General features: G+C 61.0%; 14 protein-coding genes. 6 read left to right on the top strand and 8 right to left on the bottom strand.

Features of this window, described 5'->3' with window-relative positions:
- Positions 1-12: 12 nt before the first annotated feature.
- Both TAN611_RS20575 and TAN611_RS20570 read left to right on the top strand, forming a co-directional pair.
- Complete coding sequence (locus TAN611_RS20575) at positions 13-1,506, top strand: UxaA family hydrolase (protein WP_111736320.1); 1,494 nt, start codon at positions 13-15, stop codon at positions 1,504-1,506.
- Positions 1,507-1,576: 70 nt separating this feature from the next.
- A complete protein-coding gene (locus TAN611_RS20570) occupies positions 1,577-2,152 on the top strand; it encodes a YgjV family protein (RefSeq protein WP_105232708.1) in 576 nt (191 codons plus the stop codon).
- Here TAN611_RS20570 and sstT read toward each other — a convergent pair.
- From sstT to TAN611_RS20545, 5 genes are all read right to left on the bottom strand, one after another.
- Positions 2,149-3,384: a serine/threonine transporter SstT gene (sstT, locus tag TAN611_RS20565; protein WP_105232707.1), complete on the bottom strand. Its 1,236-nt coding sequence runs from the start codon at positions 3,382-3,384 to the stop codon at positions 2,149-2,151. The two genes, TAN611_RS20570 and sstT, sit on opposite strands and share 4 nt — an antisense overlap.
- A gap of 280 nt (positions 3,385-3,664) precedes the next feature.
- Positions 3,665-4,639, bottom strand: a complete 975-nt coding sequence (locus TAN611_RS20560) for a TerC family protein (RefSeq protein ID WP_105232706.1) — start codon at positions 4,637-4,639, stop codon at positions 3,665-3,667.
- 251 nt (positions 4,640-4,890) lie between these two features.
- Complete coding sequence (locus tag TAN611_RS20555) at positions 4,891-5,622, bottom strand: glutamine amidotransferase (RefSeq protein ID WP_105232705.1); 732 nt, start codon at positions 5,620-5,622, stop codon at positions 4,891-4,893.
- Positions 5,619-6,605, bottom strand: coding sequence for a Gfo/Idh/MocA family protein (locus TAN611_RS20550; RefSeq protein ID WP_203066958.1), 987 nt, complete (start codon positions 6,603-6,605; stop codon positions 5,619-5,621). Before TAN611_RS20550 ends, TAN611_RS20555 begins: the two co-directional genes overlap by 4 nt.
- An 84-nt stretch (positions 6,606-6,689) precedes the next feature.
- Positions 6,690-7,202, bottom strand: coding sequence for a M48 family metallopeptidase (locus TAN611_RS20545; protein ID WP_105232703.1), 513 nt, complete (start codon positions 7,200-7,202; stop codon positions 6,690-6,692).
- Positions 7,203-7,351: 149 nt separating this feature from the next.
- On the opposite strand from TAN611_RS20545, the gene rlmG reads away from it, so the two are divergent.
- Positions 7,352-8,491 carry a 23S rRNA (guanine(1835)-N(2))-methyltransferase RlmG gene (gene rlmG, locus TAN611_RS20540; protein WP_111736321.1) on the top strand — a complete coding sequence of 380 codons (1,140 nt, stop codon included), beginning with the start codon at positions 7,352-7,354 and terminating at the stop codon, positions 8,489-8,491.
- Between the two features lie 37 nt (positions 8,492-8,528).
- On the opposite strand, the gene TAN611_RS20535 is transcribed toward rlmG, so the two are convergent.
- A complete protein-coding gene (locus TAN611_RS20535) occupies positions 8,529-10,550 on the bottom strand; it encodes an FAD-dependent oxidoreductase (RefSeq protein ID WP_203066957.1) in 2,022 nt (673 codons plus the stop codon).
- A gap of 256 nt (positions 10,551-10,806) precedes the next feature.
- Positions 10,807-12,282 (bottom strand): PLP-dependent aminotransferase family protein, encoded by a 1,476-nt coding sequence (locus TAN611_RS20530; protein ID WP_105232700.1) that lies wholly within the window; start codon positions 12,280-12,282, stop codon positions 10,807-10,809.
- A 120-nt stretch (positions 12,283-12,402) separates the two neighbouring features.
- Between TAN611_RS20530 and TAN611_RS20525 the strand changes: the two genes are divergently transcribed.
- The 3 genes from TAN611_RS20525 to TAN611_RS20515 are packed head-to-tail and all read left to right on the top strand — an operon-like array spanning position 12,403 to position 16,439.
- Positions 12,403-13,668, top strand: coding sequence for a 4-aminobutyrate--2-oxoglutarate transaminase (locus TAN611_RS20525; protein ID WP_203066956.1), 1,266 nt, complete (start codon positions 12,403-12,405; stop codon positions 13,666-13,668).
- A 13-nt stretch (positions 13,669-13,681) separates the two neighbouring features.
- Positions 13,682-15,136, top strand: a complete 1,455-nt coding sequence (locus TAN611_RS20520) for an NAD-dependent succinate-semialdehyde dehydrogenase (protein ID WP_160029782.1) — start codon at positions 13,682-13,684, stop codon at positions 15,134-15,136.
- 58 nt (positions 15,137-15,194) lie between these two features.
- Positions 15,195-16,439: an amino acid permease gene (locus TAN611_RS20515; protein WP_105232697.1), complete on the top strand. Its 1,245-nt coding sequence runs from the start codon at positions 15,195-15,197 to the stop codon at positions 16,437-16,439.
- Between the two features lie 67 nt (positions 16,440-16,506).
- On the opposite strand, the gene yfcF is transcribed toward TAN611_RS20515, so the two are convergent.
- Entirely contained in the window at positions 16,507-17,139 is a 633-nt protein-coding gene (gene yfcF / locus TAN611_RS20510) for a glutathione transferase (protein WP_203066955.1), read from the bottom strand.
- Between the last annotated feature and the right edge of the window lie 118 nt (positions 17,140-17,257).

Raw genomic sequence — 17,257 nt, 5'->3', positions numbered from 1 at the left:
TACAGGTGCCTTATGCAGAGCTTTATTAAGATTCATGCGCAGGACAACGTGGCGGTCGCCCTGCGGGATTTGGCCGCCGGTGAAACCCTGCAGCTGGATGATGCGCTACGCCTGACGCTGCCGCAGCCGGTGGCGCGCGGGCATAAATTCGCGCTGACGCCGATCGCTGCCGGCGGGACGATCGTTAAATACGGTCTGCCGATCGGCCATGGGGTAACGGCGATTGCGCCGGGGGAGCACATCCACGCGCAGAACGCCAAGACCAACCTGAGCGATCTGGACGACTACCAGTACCAGCCGGATTTCCCGGTGGTGCCGCCGCAGGCGGCGGATCGCGAGGTGCAGATCTATCGCCGCGCCAATGGCGAGGTCGGCATCCGCAATGAACTGTGGATCATTCCGACCGTCGGCTGCGTAAACGGCATTGCCCGGCAGATCCAGCGGCGTTTCCTGCAGGAAACCGCCGATGCCCAGGGTATTGACGGCGTGCATTTGTTCAGCCATCCGTTCGGCTGCTCCCAGTTGGGGCAGGATCATGAAAATACCCGCACCATGCTGCAAAACATGGTGCGCCATCCGAACGCCGGCGCGGTGCTGGTGATTGGTCTGGGCTGTGAAAACAATCAGGTCGATGCGTTTCGCGACACGCTGGGCGCCGTAGACGACGCGCGCGTACGTTTCATGGTGTGCCAGCAGCAGGACGATGAAGTGGAGGCCGGCCTGGCGCAGCTGCACGCGCTGTACCAGACAATGCGTGACGACCGCCGCCAACCGGGCCGGCTCAGTGAACTGAAGTTCGGCCTGGAATGCGGAGGGTCTGACGGGCTGTCCGGCATTACCGCCAACCCGCTGCTGGGGCGCTTTTCGGACTATGTGATCGCCAACGGCGGCACCAGCGTGCTGACCGAAGTGCCGGAGATGTTCGGCGCCGAGCGTATTCTGATGAGCCGCTGCCGCGACAGGCAGACTTTCGACAAGACCGTCGCCATGGTCAACGACTTCAAAAAATACTTTATTGCCCACCAGCAGCCGATTTATGAAAATCCGTCGCCGGGCAACAAGGCCGGCGGTATCACCACGCTGGAGGAGAAATCGCTGGGCTGCACCCAGAAAGCGGGGCAGAGCCAGGTGGTGGACGTGCTGAAATATGGCGAGCGTCTGCGTCAGCCGGGGCTGAACCTGCTGAGTGCGCCGGGCAATGATGCGGTGGCGACCAGCGCGCTGGCCGGCGCCGGCTGCCATATGGTGTTGTTCAGCACCGGACGCGGCACGCCGTACGGCGGCTTTGTACCGACGGTGAAGCTGGCGACCAACAGCGAACTGGCGGCGAAAAAACCGCACTGGATTGATTTTGACGCCGGGCGGCTGATTCACGGCATGGCGATGGAGCAGCTGCTGACGCAGTTTATCGATGAAATTGTCGCCATCGCCAACGGTAAGGCGGCGAAAAACGAGCTGAACGATTTCCGCGAGCTGGCGATCTTTAAGAGCGGCGTCACATTGTAAAGCGTCAGCGGCGCGAGTAACATAAAACGGCATTTCATTTTTTGCCGTTTTTCCGCTTCAGGATCTGTTCATGACGTTTTATTGGTTTGCTCAGGCGGTTGGCGTGCTGGCCTTTCTGGTCGGCATTACCAGCTTTTTCAACCGTGACGATCGTCGTTTCAAATTGCAGCTCTCCGGCTACAGCCTGACTATCGGCATTCATTTCTTCCTGATGGGCGCCAACGCCGCCGGCAGCAGCGCATTACTCAGCGCCTGCCGCAACCTGGTGTCCATGCGCACCCGCAGCCTGTGGGTGATGTGGCTCTTTCTCAGCCTGACGTTGGTGATGGGCCTGTCGCGCTACCAGCATTGGGTCGAGCTGTTGCCGATTTTCGGCACCTCGATCAGCACCTGGGCGCTGTTCCGCACCCGCGGCCTTACCACCCGCTGCGTGATGTGGTGTTCCACCGCCTGCTGGGTGACGCATAATATCTGGCTGGGGTCGATCGGCGGCTCGTTGATTGAGGGCAGCTTTCTGCTGATGAACGGCTTTAATATTCTGCGTTTCCGCCGCCTGCAGCGGCGCGGTATCGATCCGTTTGCGGCAGAAAAGCAGGCCGAAAAAAAGGCGTCCGAAGGACGCCTGATGTCAGAACCGCGCGCTTAGCGCATTTTCAGCGGGTCATCGTCCGCCAGCCGTTGATCTTCCGCCATACAGGCGGCGGCGGTGAACAGCACGTCGGTGGAGGAGTTCAGCGCGGTTTCCGAGGAGTCCTGCAGCACGCCGATAATAAAGCCAACCGCAACCACCTGCATGGCGATATCGTTCGGGATGCCGAACATATTGCACGCCAGCGGGATCAGCAGCAGCGAGCCGCCGGCCACGCCGGACGCGCCGCAGGCGCAGACCGCCGCCACCACGCTCAGCAGCAGCGCGGTCGGAATATCCACCGCAATGCCCAGCGTATGCACCGCCGCCAGCGTCAGCACGGTGATGGTGATCGCCGCGCCGGCCATGTTGATGGTGGCGCCGAGCGGAATGGAGACCGAGTAAGTATCCTCATTCAGATTCAGCTTTTTGCACAGCTCCATATTCACCGGGATATTGGCCGCCGAACTGCGGGTAAAGAAGGCGGTGACGCCGCTTTCGCGCAGGCAGGCGAACACCAGCGGATACGGGTTGCGGCGAATTTTCCAGTAGACGATCAGCGGGTTGAGTACCAGCGCCACCAGCAGCATACAGCCAATCAGCACCATCAGCAGCTGGGCGTAGCCCCACAGCGCGTCGAAGCCGGTCTCCGCCAGCGTGGACGCCACCAGCCCGAAGATGCCCAGCGGCGCGCAGCGGATCACCGCACGTACCACCTGCGTGACGGCGTGTGAGGCATCGGTGATCAGCAGTTTGGTGCTGTCTGCGGCGTGGCGCAACGCCAGCCCCAGGCCGATGGCCCAGGCCAGAATGCCGACGTAGTTGGCGTTGATCAGCGCGTCGAACGGATTCGCCACCACGTTCATCAGCAGGCCCTTCAGCACCTCGGTGATACCGCCCGGCGGGCTGATATCGACATTGCCGGTGACCAGCGCCAGGCTGGACGGGAAGGCGAAGCTGAGCAGCACCGCCACCAGCGCTGCGGCGAAGGTGCCCAGCAGATAAAGGAACAGGATCGGACGGATATTGGTCTTCTGCCCCTGCTTATGGTTGGCGATGGACGCCATCACCAAAACCAGCACCAGCACGGGGGCGACCGCCTTCAGCGCGCCGACGAACAGCGCCCCGAGCAGGCCCACGGCCGATGCGGCGGCAGGGGAAATAAATGCCAGCAGGATGCCGGCCACCAGACCGACCAGAATTTGTTTAACCAGGCTGCCCTGTGTAATGCGTGTCAGTATTTTATGCATGATGCTTATGTGCGTTTCCGCTTCCTGATGATGTTGCGTAATGGGTGCTGCGCCTCGGCAGGAACGGCGCCGGGCGAATTTTATGCGCACCTGTAACCAAGTGTGTTTGCTATTTCAGTATTCAGTAAACGCGCGGGGTTGGGAAGTCTCTGATGTGAAATTCTGCGGGCGGATCAACTCTTGATAACATACTGGTTACATTTGTGTGATCGCAATAACATTTGGCGTTTGTCGCGATGAACAAACGATTATGGGGCGGAAAGCCGCCCCGGGTAACAGATTATTGCGCCTTACGCGCCAGCCGGTCATTGCGATGATTGACCCAGGCGTTAATCGCCAGCGTCAGCAGCAGGATACCGGCCACCACGCCTAACGAAATGCCGATCGGAATATGGTAGAAATCGACGATCAGCATTTTGACGCCGATAAACACCAGAATCACCGACAGCCCGTACTTCAGCATCGAGAAGCGCTCGGCCACGTTGGCCAGCAGGAAGTACATGGCGCGCAGGCCCATAATGGCGAACAGGTTAGAGGTAAGGACGATAAACGGATCGGTGGTGACGGCGAAGATGGCCGGAATACTGTCGACCGCGAAGATCACATCGCTCAGTTCCACCAGAATCAGCACCAGCACCAGCGGCGTGGCGAACAGCAGACCGTTGCGGCGCACAAAGAAACGCTCGCCTTCCAGGTTATCGGTCATACGCAGATGGCCGCGCAGCCACTTCACCAGCGGCTTGTCACCGATGGCGCCGTCATCCTCTTTCGCCAGCGCCATTTTGATGCCGGTAAACAGCAGGAAAGCGCCGAACAGGTACAGCAGCCACGAGAACTGGGAAATCAACCAGCTGCCGGCAAAGATCATGATGGTACGCAGCACAATCGCGCCCAGTACGCCGTAAATCAGCACGCGGCGCTGCAGGTTGGCCGGCACGGCAAAGTAGCTGAACAGCATCAGCCAGACGAAGACGTTGTCCACCGCCAGCGCTTTTTCAATCAGATAGCCGGTCAGGAAGGCCAGCGCCTGCGTATCGGCCACGGCGCGGCCGGCGGTTTCGCTCAGGTAGTACCAGAAACCCAGGTTGAACAGCAGAGAGAGGGTGACCCACACCAGCGACCAGCAGGCGGCCTGCTTCATCGACATGGTGTGCGAGCCTTTGCGGCCCTGCAGCAGTAAATCAATGGCGAGCATCACCACGATAACGGCGGCGAAGCTGCCCCATAACCACGGAGTGCCAACGGTATTCATCATTATGTATCCTTCAAAAAACAAAAACGGCCAACGTCGGAAGGACGCCAGCCGCTCTGTGAACGCTGCAAGCAAACCTCGCCTTCCGGCAAGGTCTCACTTACAACGTCGATGAAGGTGTTACACCTTGACCATCGGGTTGCCCGGTAACCGGATGCTTGCGCATCGTAATGACGATTAACCGGCAATGAAGTTACTCCCCTTTGCTGACGTAAAAAGTAATGCAAAATGTGTCAGCGGTCAACGTCTAATCTTCATCCGGCCAATGCCTGCTGCGCGCCGAGGCTGACGACAAACCCCTGCAGCAGCAGCCTGCTGAACGGCGTATCGTCCACCTGCCGTTGTTTTTGCTGGTATTCCGCCTGCTGCTCCGGGTTTAATTCGGCCAGCCAGTGCAGATAGCTGCGCATGGTCGCCGCGTCGAATTCCGGGTGGAACTGGGTGGTCAGCGCATTATCACCATAGCGCAGGATCTGGTAGTCATCCTGCGCCGAGCGGGCCAGCACGTCGGCGCCCGGCGGCGGCGTCAGCACGCTTTGTGAATGGATCAGGTTGGCTTTGAAACGCGGCGGCAGCATCATCAGCCGGCGGTCGCTCGCGCCGGCCGGCAGCAGTTCAATCTCCAGCGTACCGACTTCCATCCCCTGCGGGTGATAGCCCACCTCGCCGCCGAGCGCATGGGCCAGCAACTGATGGCCGTAGCACGCACCGAAGATCGGCAGGCGGAGCGCCATCGCCTGACGCAGCCATTCGGCCGCCTGTTCGCTCCACGGCAGCCGTTCGGTCACCATCGCCGGTGAGCCGGTGATCACCACGCCGCAATAGTCCGCCGGCGCCGCCGGTTGTTCTCCGGCGGGCAGGTGGACGACCTGCACGCGTTCGGCGGCCATGCCGCCTTGTTGCATAAACATCTGTTCGAAATTGCTGTGCGTCTGGCGGATGGCCTCAGGCGCATCGCCGGTTTGCATCAGTAACAGCGGCTTCATTGTCCTTCTCCATCTGCCGGGAAGACGACGCCGGTTTGCCGGCGGATTTCACTTAACAGGGCGGCGACGATACGCGAGTTTTCCAGGCCGGCATGTTCAACCTGATGACGCGTCACCAGATCGGCAAACACCTCGGCCTCATACTGCATGCTATTGCCGTGCTGCGGTTGGCTCAGATCCTGACGGCTGCCGCCGCGTGGCAGCAGCGTCACCCCCTGACACTCGGAAATCTTGTCGATCAGCAGCGCGCCGTCCTCACCCTGAATTTCGCTGGCGAGCGCCGAGTCGCTGACTTTGGAGTGGCCGATCGTCACGTCAAAATCGCCGTAATTGAGGCAGACGGTGCCATGGGCATCCACGCCGGTGTCCAGCAGGGTGGCGCTGGCGATCAGCGATTGCGGCGCGCCGAACAGGGCCACCGCGCTCGCCAGACAGTAATAACCGATGTCCATGATCGAACCGTTGGAGAACTGTGGGTTGAAGGTATTCGGGTTTTCTCCCGCCAGATAGCGTGGATAGCGGGATGAATACTGGCAGTAGTTGAAGAACGCTTTGCGCAGTTTGCCCACTTTAGGCAGCGTTTGCCGCAGGGTGATAAAGTTGGGCAGATGGGCGCTCTTGAAGGCTTCGAACAGCACCACCTGCTGCTCGCGCGCACAGGCCAGCAACAATTCCACTTCCTGCAGATTGGACGCCAGCGGTTTTTCGCAGATCACATGTTTGTGATGGCGCATAAACAGCAATGCTTGCTGGCAGTGCAGCGAGTTCGGGCTGGCGATATACACGGCGTCAATCACATCGGACTGCGCCAGCGCCGTCAGATCGTCAAACAGATGCTCGACCTGATAGGGGGCGCCGAAGCTTCTGGCCTGCTCCAGACGGCGGGAATAGACGGCGTTCAACCGCATTTTTCCGCTTTGATGGGCGGCATCGACAAAGCGTTCGCTGATCCAGTTGGTGCCGACGACGGCAAAACGAATCATAGATAACTCCGGTGGCAGGTACTGATAAATCAGAGTATCACGCCGCCGGCAGAAGGCGAGTTTTTGTTAAAAATACGTTAACTATCAGCGGTCGGCGTACAGCCCGCCGAACAGCGCCAGATGGGTGAGATACAGGCGGGTGTCAAACTCCAACTGGTGATAGTCGGGTTCCATATGGCAGCACAGCTGATAAAACGCCTTGTTGTGGTCTTTCTCTTTCAGGTGCGCCAGCTCATGCACGACGATCATGCGCAGGAAGGCTTCCGGTGCGGTCTTGAACACCGTCGCTACGCGGATTTCCGCCTTGGCCTTCAGCTTACCGCCCTGTACGCGCGAAATGGCGGTATGCAGACCCAGCGCGTGTTTCATCACGTGAATTTTGCCGTCATACGCTACCTTGCTGATCGGCTGGGCGTTGCGTAGATATTGGTTTTTGATCTCGGTGGTGAACTGGTACAGCGCCTTGTCGGTGGTGCAGCTGTGCACCTGCGGATAGCGCTGCAGCAGCACCTCACCCAGGCGCTGTTGCTGGATCAGCTGTTGTACCTGCGTCTGCAGATGGGCGGGGTAGCCTTGCAGATAAGTCAGTTCGGACATGACGCGATAATCTTCAGTAACTATTCAGCCGGTTATTGTATGCGGTTTTTTCGCACAAATCCGGCAAAGGGTGATGAATAGCAAAAAACATTTTACTGACGGCCGTTTTTAGGGGATAAACAGCGCAAATTTATCAGTCAGGAGGGGCAATGAGCCAACTCGATCTGGGAACACAGCAACTTGAGCTGGAGCGTTATCCCCAACAAGAAGGCGCCGCGCCGCTGCAGGCGTGGGAAGCGGCGGATGAATATCTGCTGCAACAGGTGGAAAATCAGGATGTTGCCGGACGCCCGGTGCTGATTTTCAACGACAGCTTCGGCACGCTGACCTGTGCGCTACACGCGCTGCGGCCGTACAGCATCAGCGATTCCTACATGAGCCAGCTGGCGACGCGCCACAATCTGGCGCTCAACGGGCTGGATGCGCAGCAGGTGACGCTGCTCGGCAGCCTGGACGCGCTGCCTGAAGCGCCGGCGCTGGTGCTGATTAAGATCCCGAAGGCGCTGGCGCTGCTGGAACAGCAGCTGCGTGCGCTGCGCAAAGTGGTCGGCCCGGATACCGTGATTATCGGCGGCGCCAAGGCGCGCGATATTCATACCTCGACGCTGCAGCTGTTTGAGCGGGTGCTGGGGCCGACCCGCACCAGCCTGGCGTGGAAAAAGGCGCGTCTGATTTACGGCCAGGTGGCAGACATCACGCCGCCGGCGGCGGCGGAAACCACCGACTGGCAGCTGGACGGCAGCGATATGCTGATCCATAACCATGCCAACGTGTTCTCCCGCAGCGGCCTGGATATCGGCGCACGTCTGTTCCTGGAAAACCTGCCGAGCGATTTGGATGGCGAGATTATCGACCTAGGCTGCGGCAACGGCGTAATCGGCCTGACGGCGCTGGTGCAGAACCCGCAGGCGCAGGTGACCTTTGTCGATGAATCCTATATGGCGGTGGCGTCGAGCGAACTGAACGTGCGCCATAACCTGCCGCAGGACATGGAGCGCTGTCGTTTTGTGGTCAACAATGCGCTGGCCGGAATGGACGGCGGCAGCGCGCAGGCGGTGCTGTGTAACCCGCCGTTCCACCAGCAGCATGCGATTACCGACCAGACCGCCTGGCAGATGTTCCTTGACGCCAAGCGCTGTCTGAAAGTAGGCGGAGAGCTGCTGATCGTCGGCAACCGTCATCTGGATTATTACCAGAAGCTGAAGCGTCTGTTCGGCAACTGCGTTACCGTGGCGTCCAACCAGAAGTTCCTGGTACTGAAATCGGTGAAAACCGGCGCACGGCGCTAAGGCTGAATCAGGGGCGCAGCACTGCGCCCCTTGAAGGTTACAGCGCCATCGCCAGCCGGGTGCCCTGTTCAATGGCCCGGCGCGCGTCCAGTTCAGCGGCCACGTCCGCGCCGCCAATCAGATGGACGCTTTTCCCCATAGCCAGCAGCGGCTGCTGCAGTTCGCGCCGCGGTTCCTGGCCGGCGCAAATCACGATGGTATCCACCGGCAGGCAGCTGGCCTGCTCCTCGCGCATGATATGCAACCCCTCGTCGTCAATCCTCTGATACTGCACGCCATTGAGCATTTTCACCCCGCGCATGCTCAGGCTGGCGCGGTGGATCCAGCCGGTGGTTTTACCCAGCCCTTCGCCCACTTTGCTGGTTTTACGCTGCAGCAGGAAAATCTGGCGCGGGGAGCGGGGGACGTCGGCGCCGTCCGGCGACAGGCCGCCGCGCTGGCGCAGCTGCGTATCGATGCCCCATTCATGAGTAAACGCCTGCGGATGCAGGCTGCTGGATTCGCCGTGCTGGCTCAGGTACTCGGCGGTGTCGAAACCGATGCCGCCGGCGCCGATGATCGCCACCCGCTGGCCGACGGGTTTTTTGTCGCGCAGGACGTCCAGATAGCTCAGCACTTTGGCATTATCGATGCCGGGGATCGCCGGCGTGCGCGGCACGATGCCGCAGGCCAGGATCACTTCGTCAAACTCACGCAGATCCTGCGCCTCAACCTGCTGCCCGAGCCGCAGCGTGACCTCGTGCAGCGCCAGCTGGCGCTGAAAATAGCGCAGGGTTTCATGAAACTCCTCTTTGCCGGGGATCTGTTTGGCGATGTTGAACTGGCCGCCGATGACCGGCGCGGCGTCAAACAGCGTCACCTGATGGCCGCGGCTGGCGGCGGTGACGGCGAACGCCAGACCGGCCGGACCGGCGCCGACCACCGCCAGACGTTTGGGATGCGCCGTCGTCGTCAGCGGCATTTCGCTCTCCCGGCAGGCGCGCGGGTTGACCAGGCAGGAGGCCAGCTTGCCTTCGAAGATCTGATCGAGGCAGGCCTGATTACAGCCGATACAGGTGTTGATCTCGTCGGCGCGTCCTTCGGCGGCCTTGCGGACGAACTCGGCGTCGGCCAGGAACGGCCGCGCCATCGACACCATATCGGCGCAGCCGTCCGCCAGCACCTGCTCTGCCACCGCCGGATCGTTAATGCGGTTGGTGGTGATCAGCGGAATACCGACCTTCCCCATTAATTTACGCGTCACCCAGCTGAAACCGGCGCGCGGCACCATGGTGGCGATGGTCGGGATCCGCGCCTCATGCCAGCCGATCCCGGTGTTGATGATCGTTGCGCCGGCCTGTTCGATCGCCTGCGCCAGCTGTTCGATCTCCTGCCAGTCGGAGCCGTCCTCCACCAGATCGAGCATCGACAGACGGTAGATCAGAATGAATTCGCGCCCCACCGCCTGGCGTACGGCACGCACGCTCTCCACGGCGAAGCGCATGCGGTTGGCGAAGCTGCCGCCCCATTGATCGTCACGCTGATTGGTGCGCGCGACCAGAAATTGGTTGATCAGATAGCCTTCGGATCCCATCACTTCCACGCCGTCATAGCCGGCCTGTTGCGCCAGAACGGCGCAGCGGGCAAAGTCGGCGATGGTCTGTTCGATCTCCTGCGCCGTGAGGGCGCTCGGCGCGAACGGGTTAATCGGCGCCTGCAGCGCGGAAGGCGCAACCGGCTGCGGCTGATAGCTGTAACGCCCGGCGTGCAGGATCTGCAGGGCTATTTTGCCGCCGGCCTGATGCACCGCCTCGGTGATGGGGCGGTGATGTGCCAGCTGCTGCGGTTGGCTCAGCGTTGAGCCGCCGCGGTACACCACGCCTTGGTCATTGGGCGCGATGCCGCCGGTAACGATCAGCGCGACGCCGGCCGCCGCGCGTTCGGCATAAAACGCCGCCATTCTGTGCGGCCCGTCGGGCATCTCTTCCAGACCGGTATGCATCGAGCCCATCAGCACCCGGTTCTTCAGGGTGGTGAAGCCAAGATCCAGCGGCGCCAGCAGGTGTGGGTATAGGTTCATTGCTCTCTCCATTGTTTATCCCCGAATCTTGGGCACGTTCGGTTGTTATTATTTTGTTTGATCGCAAGTGGTCGGATGAGATAAATCTAGCCGCTGTCTTGCCGCTTGGGAATCTGCATTGCGCTGAATGTGATAGCCGTCATGAATCTTGGATAGCGAACAGCGTATCGGTAAGCAGTTTTGCGTTATTTATCCCTAACCACCATGAACGCAGCCCCATGCCGGCTGTCGGAAGTCAAACCCGGCGCTCTGCCGGCTAGTGCGGGCTCTCTAGAATGCAGGCCAGCAGCAGCTCAAACGCGGCGGCCATCTGTTCTTCCGGCACGCAGGCAAAGCCCATCAGCAGGCCGCGACGGCGGCTCGGCAGCATGTAATAGCGCGACAGCGGGCGTACCAGCACGCCGCGGGCGGCGGCAGCGGCGGCAATCGCCACGTCGTCAGCGCTGTCCGGCAGGTTGAGAATCAGATGCAGGCCGGCGTTGTTATTGAATTCGCTCAGCGCCTGTTTGCCCAGGTGCTGTTCGATCAGCGCGGTGAGAAAGGCGCGCCGTCTGGCGTACAGCAGGCGCATACGGCGAATGTGCGCGGTGTAGTGGCCCTCCTGAATAAACTGCGCCAGTGCGGCCTGGATCAGCAGATGGCCGCCGCGGTACAGCTCGGCGTGCGCGGTTTTCAGCGCTGCCGTCAGCGGTTTCGGCAGCACCACATAACCCAGCCGCAGCGCCGGATACAGCGTTTTGCTGAAGGTGCCGATATAGATCACCGGCGCATCGGCCTCCAGCCCCTGCAGCGCGGGGATCGGCTGGCCGGAGAAGCGGAACTCGCTGTCATAGTCATCCTCGACGATCCAGCCGCCGGTGTGACGCGCCAGCGCCAGCAGACGCTGGCGACGCGCCAGACTCAGCACCGATCCCAGCGGATACTGATGCGACGGCGTGACGAACATCAGCCGCGGTGCGCCGCTGACCTGCTCCGGCGGCACCATGCCGGCTTCATCCACCGGCAGCGGCCGGATATCCAGGCTGTTCATGCGCAGGATATTGCGGATGCCCCAGTAGCCCGGCTCCTCAATCCACACCTCATCGCCCGGGTTGCACAGCATGCGGGTGACCAGATCGATCGCCTGGTGAATGCCTTCGGTGATCAGAATTTGTTCCGGCGAGCAGCGCACCGAGCGGGCGACGCGCAGGTAATCCACCAGCGCCTGCTGCAGCTCCGGGCTGCCGCCCTGATTGCTGTAGGTCAGCCGCTGCGGCGCGGGACGGCGGCTGATGCGCGCCTGAATCTTGCTGAACAGCTGATGCGGGAAAGCGTTGACGTCCGGCACGCCGGGGATAAATGCGCCCCACTGCTTGGGGCTGGCGCTGGCGTGCTGCAGCAGCGCGTTGCCACGCTGCGACAGTTCGACCGGGCGCTGTTCGCCGTCACTGCCGATCGGCGTGCTGGCAGCGGATAAACAGCTGTCCGGCACCGTTTCTGCGACGAATGTTCCACTTCCCTGACGGGAAAGCACATATCCTTCTGCGAGGAGTTGTTCGTAAACGGTTAAAACGGTGTTACGTGAGAGGCTAAGTTCCTGTGCCAGGTCGCGCGATGCCGGCAGTCGGCTGGAAGGCGGCAGACTGCCGTCCAGGATACTGGTTCGGATAGCGTTATACAGGCGTTTGTGCAGCTTATCATCGGGCTGTTCGCCGAGACGTTGCAGCAACAGGTCACCGCTGATCGAGCGCAATTGGATCCCTCAATTATTCGTAACTGGCACTCGATTATAGGGCCACATCCTGTGTAAATAAACGTCATTGTTTCAATAATGTGAACAAACAGTTGAACGGCTATTGACCGGAGAGCAACCATGAAAAACGCAGAACTGAACCAACGTCGTCAGCAAGCCACGCCACGCGGGGTGGGAGTTATGTGTGGTTTTTACGCAGAGCGGGCGGAAAACGCCACCCTGTGGGATGTGGAAGGCAATCAAGTTATCGATTTCGCGGCCGGCATCGCCGTGCTGAATACCGGTCACCGTCATCCGAAAGTGGTGGCGGCCATTGAACAACAGCTGCAGGCCTTTACCCATACCGCCTACCAGATTGTGCCGTATGAAAGCTATGTCACATTGGCGGAACGCATCAACCAGCGTGCGCCGATCGACGGGCCGTGTAAAACCGCCTTCTTCACTACCGGCGCCGAGGCGGTAGAGAACGCGGTGAAGATCGCCCGCGCCCATACCGGTCGTCCGGGCATTATCACCTTTGGCGGCGGCTTCCATGGCCGTACCTATATGACCATGGCGCTGACCGGCAAAGTGGCGCCGTACAAACTGGGCTTTGGCCCGTTCCCCGGCTCGGTGTTCCACGGCCAGTACCCGAACGCGTTGCACGGCGTCAGCACGCAGGATGCGATGAACAGCCTGGAGCGCATCTTCAAGGCGGATATCGACCCGAAACAGGTGGCGGCAATCGTGCTGGAACCGGTGCAGGGTGAAGGCGGTTTCAACGTCGCGCCGGCGGAATTTATGCAGGTGCTGCGCACGCTGTGCGATGAACACGGCATCCTGCTGGTGGCTGACGAAGTGCAGACCGGCTTCGCCCGCACCGGCAAGCTGTTCGCCATGGAACATTACGACATCAAACCAGACCTGATCACCATGGCGAAAAGTCTGGCGGGCGGCATGCCGCTGTCGGCGGTGACAGGGCGCGCTGATGTAATGGACGCGCCGGCGCCGGGCGGGCTGGGCGGCACTTACGCCGGCAACCCGCTGGCGGTGGCCGCAGCGCATGCGGTGATGGACGTGATTGACGAAGAGCAGCTGTGCCAGCGCGCGCAGCGTCTGGGCCATCATCTGGTGGAAGTGCTGCAACAGGCGCGGGCCACCTGCCCGGCCATCGCCGAGATCCGCGCGCAGGGATCAATGGTGGCGGTCGAGTTTAACGATCCTGCCAGCGGCCAGCCGTCGGCGGAATTTACCCGCCAGGTACAGCAAAAAGCCCTGCAGGAAGGCCTGCTGCTGCTGAGCTGCGGCGTACACGGCAACGTGATCCGCTTCCTGTACCCGCTGACCATTCCTGAAGAGCAATTCACCGAGGCGCTGGGCATTCTCTCCCGCGCGCTGGGCGAATAAGGAGCGCATGACGATGAAACTGAATAATCCCGAGCTGCTGCGTAGCCAGTGCCTGATCGACGGCGAGTGGTGCGCGGCGCAGAGCGGCAAGCGTGAAGCGGTGATCAACCCGGCGACCGGCGAGGAGCTGGCGTCGATCCCGCTGATCGGCAGCGCAGAGACCGAGCGGGCGATTGACGCCGCCCAGCGCGCCCAGCAGAGCTGGAAGCAGCAGACCGCCAAACAGCGTGCGGCGCTGATGCTGGCCTGGGCGGAGAAAATTATGGCGGCGCAGGAAGATCTGGCGCAGCTGATGACCGCCGAGCAGGGTAAATCGCTGGCGGAAGCGCGCGGCGAAGTGGCCTATGCGGCATCGTTTATCACCTGGTTCGCCGAAGAGGCCAAGCGGGTAGACGGCGCGGTATTGCAGGCGCCGCAGGCGACCCAGCGGCTGGTGGTGATCAAGCAGCCGATCGGCGTGTGCGCGGCCATTACCCCGTGGAATTTCCCGGCGGCAATGATTACCCGTAAGGCGGCGCCGGCGCTGGCGGCCGGCTGCAGCATGATCGTCAAACCGGCGGAGCAAACGCCGCTGACCGCGCTGGCGCTGGGCAAACTGGCGCAGGATGCCGGCATTCCGGCAGGCGTGCTGCAGATCGTCACCGGCGAGGCGGCGCAGGTCGGCAAGGTGCTGTGCGACAGTCCGGTAGTGCGCAAGCTGAGCTTCACCGGTTCGACCGAAGTGGGGCGGATTCTGATGGCGCAGTGCGCGCCGACGATTAAAAAGCTGTCGCTGGAGCTGGGCGGCAACGCGCCGGTGATCGTATTTGACGATGCCGATCTGGATGCGGCAGTGGCCGGCATCATGGCCTCCAAATTCCGCAACAGCGGCCAGACTTGCGTCTGTGCCAACCGCATCTACGTGCAGGCCGGTATTTACGATCGCCTGGCGGAAAAACTGGTGACGGCGGTCGAAGGGCTGCAGGTGGGCGACGGCGCGGCGGAAGGCACCACGCAGGGACCGCTGATCGATAAGGCGGCGGTGGAAAAAGTGCAGAGCCATATCGACGATGCGCTGATCAAGGGGGCGCAAATCGCCACCGGCGGCCAGCCGCATGCGCTGGGCCGCACCTACTTCCAGCCGACGGTGGTGACCGGCGTCACGCAGCAGATGCGTTTTGCCACCGAGGAAACCTTCGGCCCGGTGGCGCCGCTGTTCCGCTTTAAGGATGAGGAGGAGGCGGTCGCGATGGCCAACGATACCGAATTCGGTCTGGCGGCCTATGTCTTTACCCAGAACGCCGCGCGTCAGTGGCGGGTGCCGGAAGCGCTGGAATACGGCATGGTCGGCATCAACACCGGCCTGATCTCCAACGAAGTGGCGCCGTTCGGCGGTGTGAAACAGTCTGGGCTCGGACGCGAAGGATCGCGCTATGGGATTGAGGAATATCTGGAGCTGAAATACCTGTGTATCGACGTGAACGCTTAACCACCGGCGACTTAACCCTGCCCGGCGGCGCCGTTCGCCGGGTTGCAGAGGATGATTTATGCCTGCTGAAAACATCACATTCTCTTCGGCGCTTGCCGCCGGGGAGCGAGCATCTGCACCCGCCAAATCGCTGAGCTTCCTTGAAGGCGTGGCGATGATCGTCGGCACCAATATTGGTGCCGGCGTGCTGTCGATAGCCTATGCCTCCAGCAAGGCGGGGTTCCTGCCGCTGCTGTTCTGGCTGGTGCTGGTCGGCTGTCTGACGACTGTCACCATGCTGTACGTGGCCGAAGCCACGCTGCGCACCCGCGCGCATCTGCAGCTGAGTGGCCTGGCGAAGCGCTATGTCGGCGGCTTCGGTTCCTGGCTGATGTTCGCTTCGGTCTGCGTCAACAGCATCGGCGCGCTGACCGCCTATATGACCGGCAGCGGCAAGCTGCTGCAATCTTTACTGGGGATCTCGCCGGCGATCGGCAGCCTGCTGTTTTTCATCCCGGCCGCCGGGGTGCTGTATCTTGGCCTGAAGGCCATCGGCCGTGGGGAGAAATTTATCAGTATCGGCATGGTGGTGATGCTCAGCGTGCTGGTGATCGCCACGCTGCTGAAAGACACCACCCAGATGGGGCGCCTGCTGGAAGGGGACTGGCGCTTTATGGTGCCGGTATTCAACGTGGTGGTGTTCTGCTTCTCAGCACAGTACATCGTGCCGGAAATGGCGCGCGGCTTTGCCGATAAGCCGGAGCAACTGCCGAAGGCGATTATTGTCGGCATGGCGACCACTTTTGTGCTGCTGGCGGCGGTGCCGCTGTCGGTGATTGCGCTCAGCGGCCTGGATAATATCTCTGACGTGGCCACCATCTCCTGGGGGCAGGCGCTGGGGCAGTGGGCGTTCTTCTCTGCCAATATCTTTGCGCTGTGCGCCATGCTGACTTCCTATTGGGGTCTGGGCGGCAGCTTCCTGACCAATATTTTCGACAAATTCCGCCTGGGCAACGATGAACTGCCGCTGCGCCGCTTTGCTGTGCTGCTGGTGGTGGTGCTGCCGCCGTTCGTACTGGCTTACAGCGGTTTTGTGTCGTTCGTGAATGCGTTGTACTTCGCCGGCGTATTCAGCGGCGTGGTGCTGTCGGTGATGCCGATGCTGATCCTGCGCGGCGCCCGCAAGCACGGCGATATGATGCCGCGCTGGCAGTGTAACTGGATCACCCATCCGCTGCTGCAGGCCAGCATTGTGCTGCTGTATGCGGCCAGCGCGGTGTATGCCATTGCTTCGCTGCTGGGTTATTTGCCGGCGGGTTGGTAACAGACTCCCTCAAGTGGTGTGTTTTCTCTCTGGATTGAGAACGGCGGCGTCGTGGCCGCCGATTTTTTTATGACTTGTTTGCAGACAGCGCCAGCCAGGCCTGCAGCGACGGGCGCAGCCACTGCTGTTGGGCATAGCGTTGCAGCGTTTCCGGCAGCGGATCGCCCTGCATGGCGAGGCGGTTCAGCATCAACGCCAGATCGCTGTCGGCAATGCACCAATCGCCAAACAGATTTTCCTGCCCGTGCGCCAGCAAACCGCCGGCGACGGCGATCAGTTTTTCCGCCGCGGCCTGTCCGTCAGCCGACAGCGCCGGCCGTTTTTCACCGTTAAAAACTACTTCGGTCGGCCGTTCTGCACGCAGCGGCGCCAGATCGCTGCGCAGCCAGGCCTGAACTTCGCGCGCCTGAGCGCGCAGCCTGACGTCGGCCGGATACAGCGGCGGCTGCGGGAATAATTCTTCCAGATATTCATCAATGGCCGATGATTCGCACAGGGTAAAGCCGTTATGCGTCAGCGCCGGTATCCTTTGGATAGGTGAAATATCGGCATAGTCGGCATGCTGATGCTCGCCCCGGGCCAGATCGATCGGCTTGACGGAGAAGGGAATATTTTTCTCACGCAGCGCGATAAATACCGACATGGCGTAAGGGCTGAAAAAGTTGGCGTCGGTATACAGTACGGCGTTGGATTGGCTCATGGTGGGTCCTGTGATGTTGTGAGTCGGAACTGACATAAATGCCGAATAAACCATCATAAATCAACGACAAAAACTAATGAGCCATTAGTTGTATTTATATATATGTCATTGTTACAGC

Source organism: Serratia sp. Tan611, assembly GCF_905188235.1.
Classification (GTDB): Bacteria; Pseudomonadota; Gammaproteobacteria; order Enterobacterales; family Enterobacteriaceae; genus Serratia_B; species Serratia_B rhizosphaerae.
This window is presented reverse-complemented; position numbering and strand designations above follow the sequence as displayed.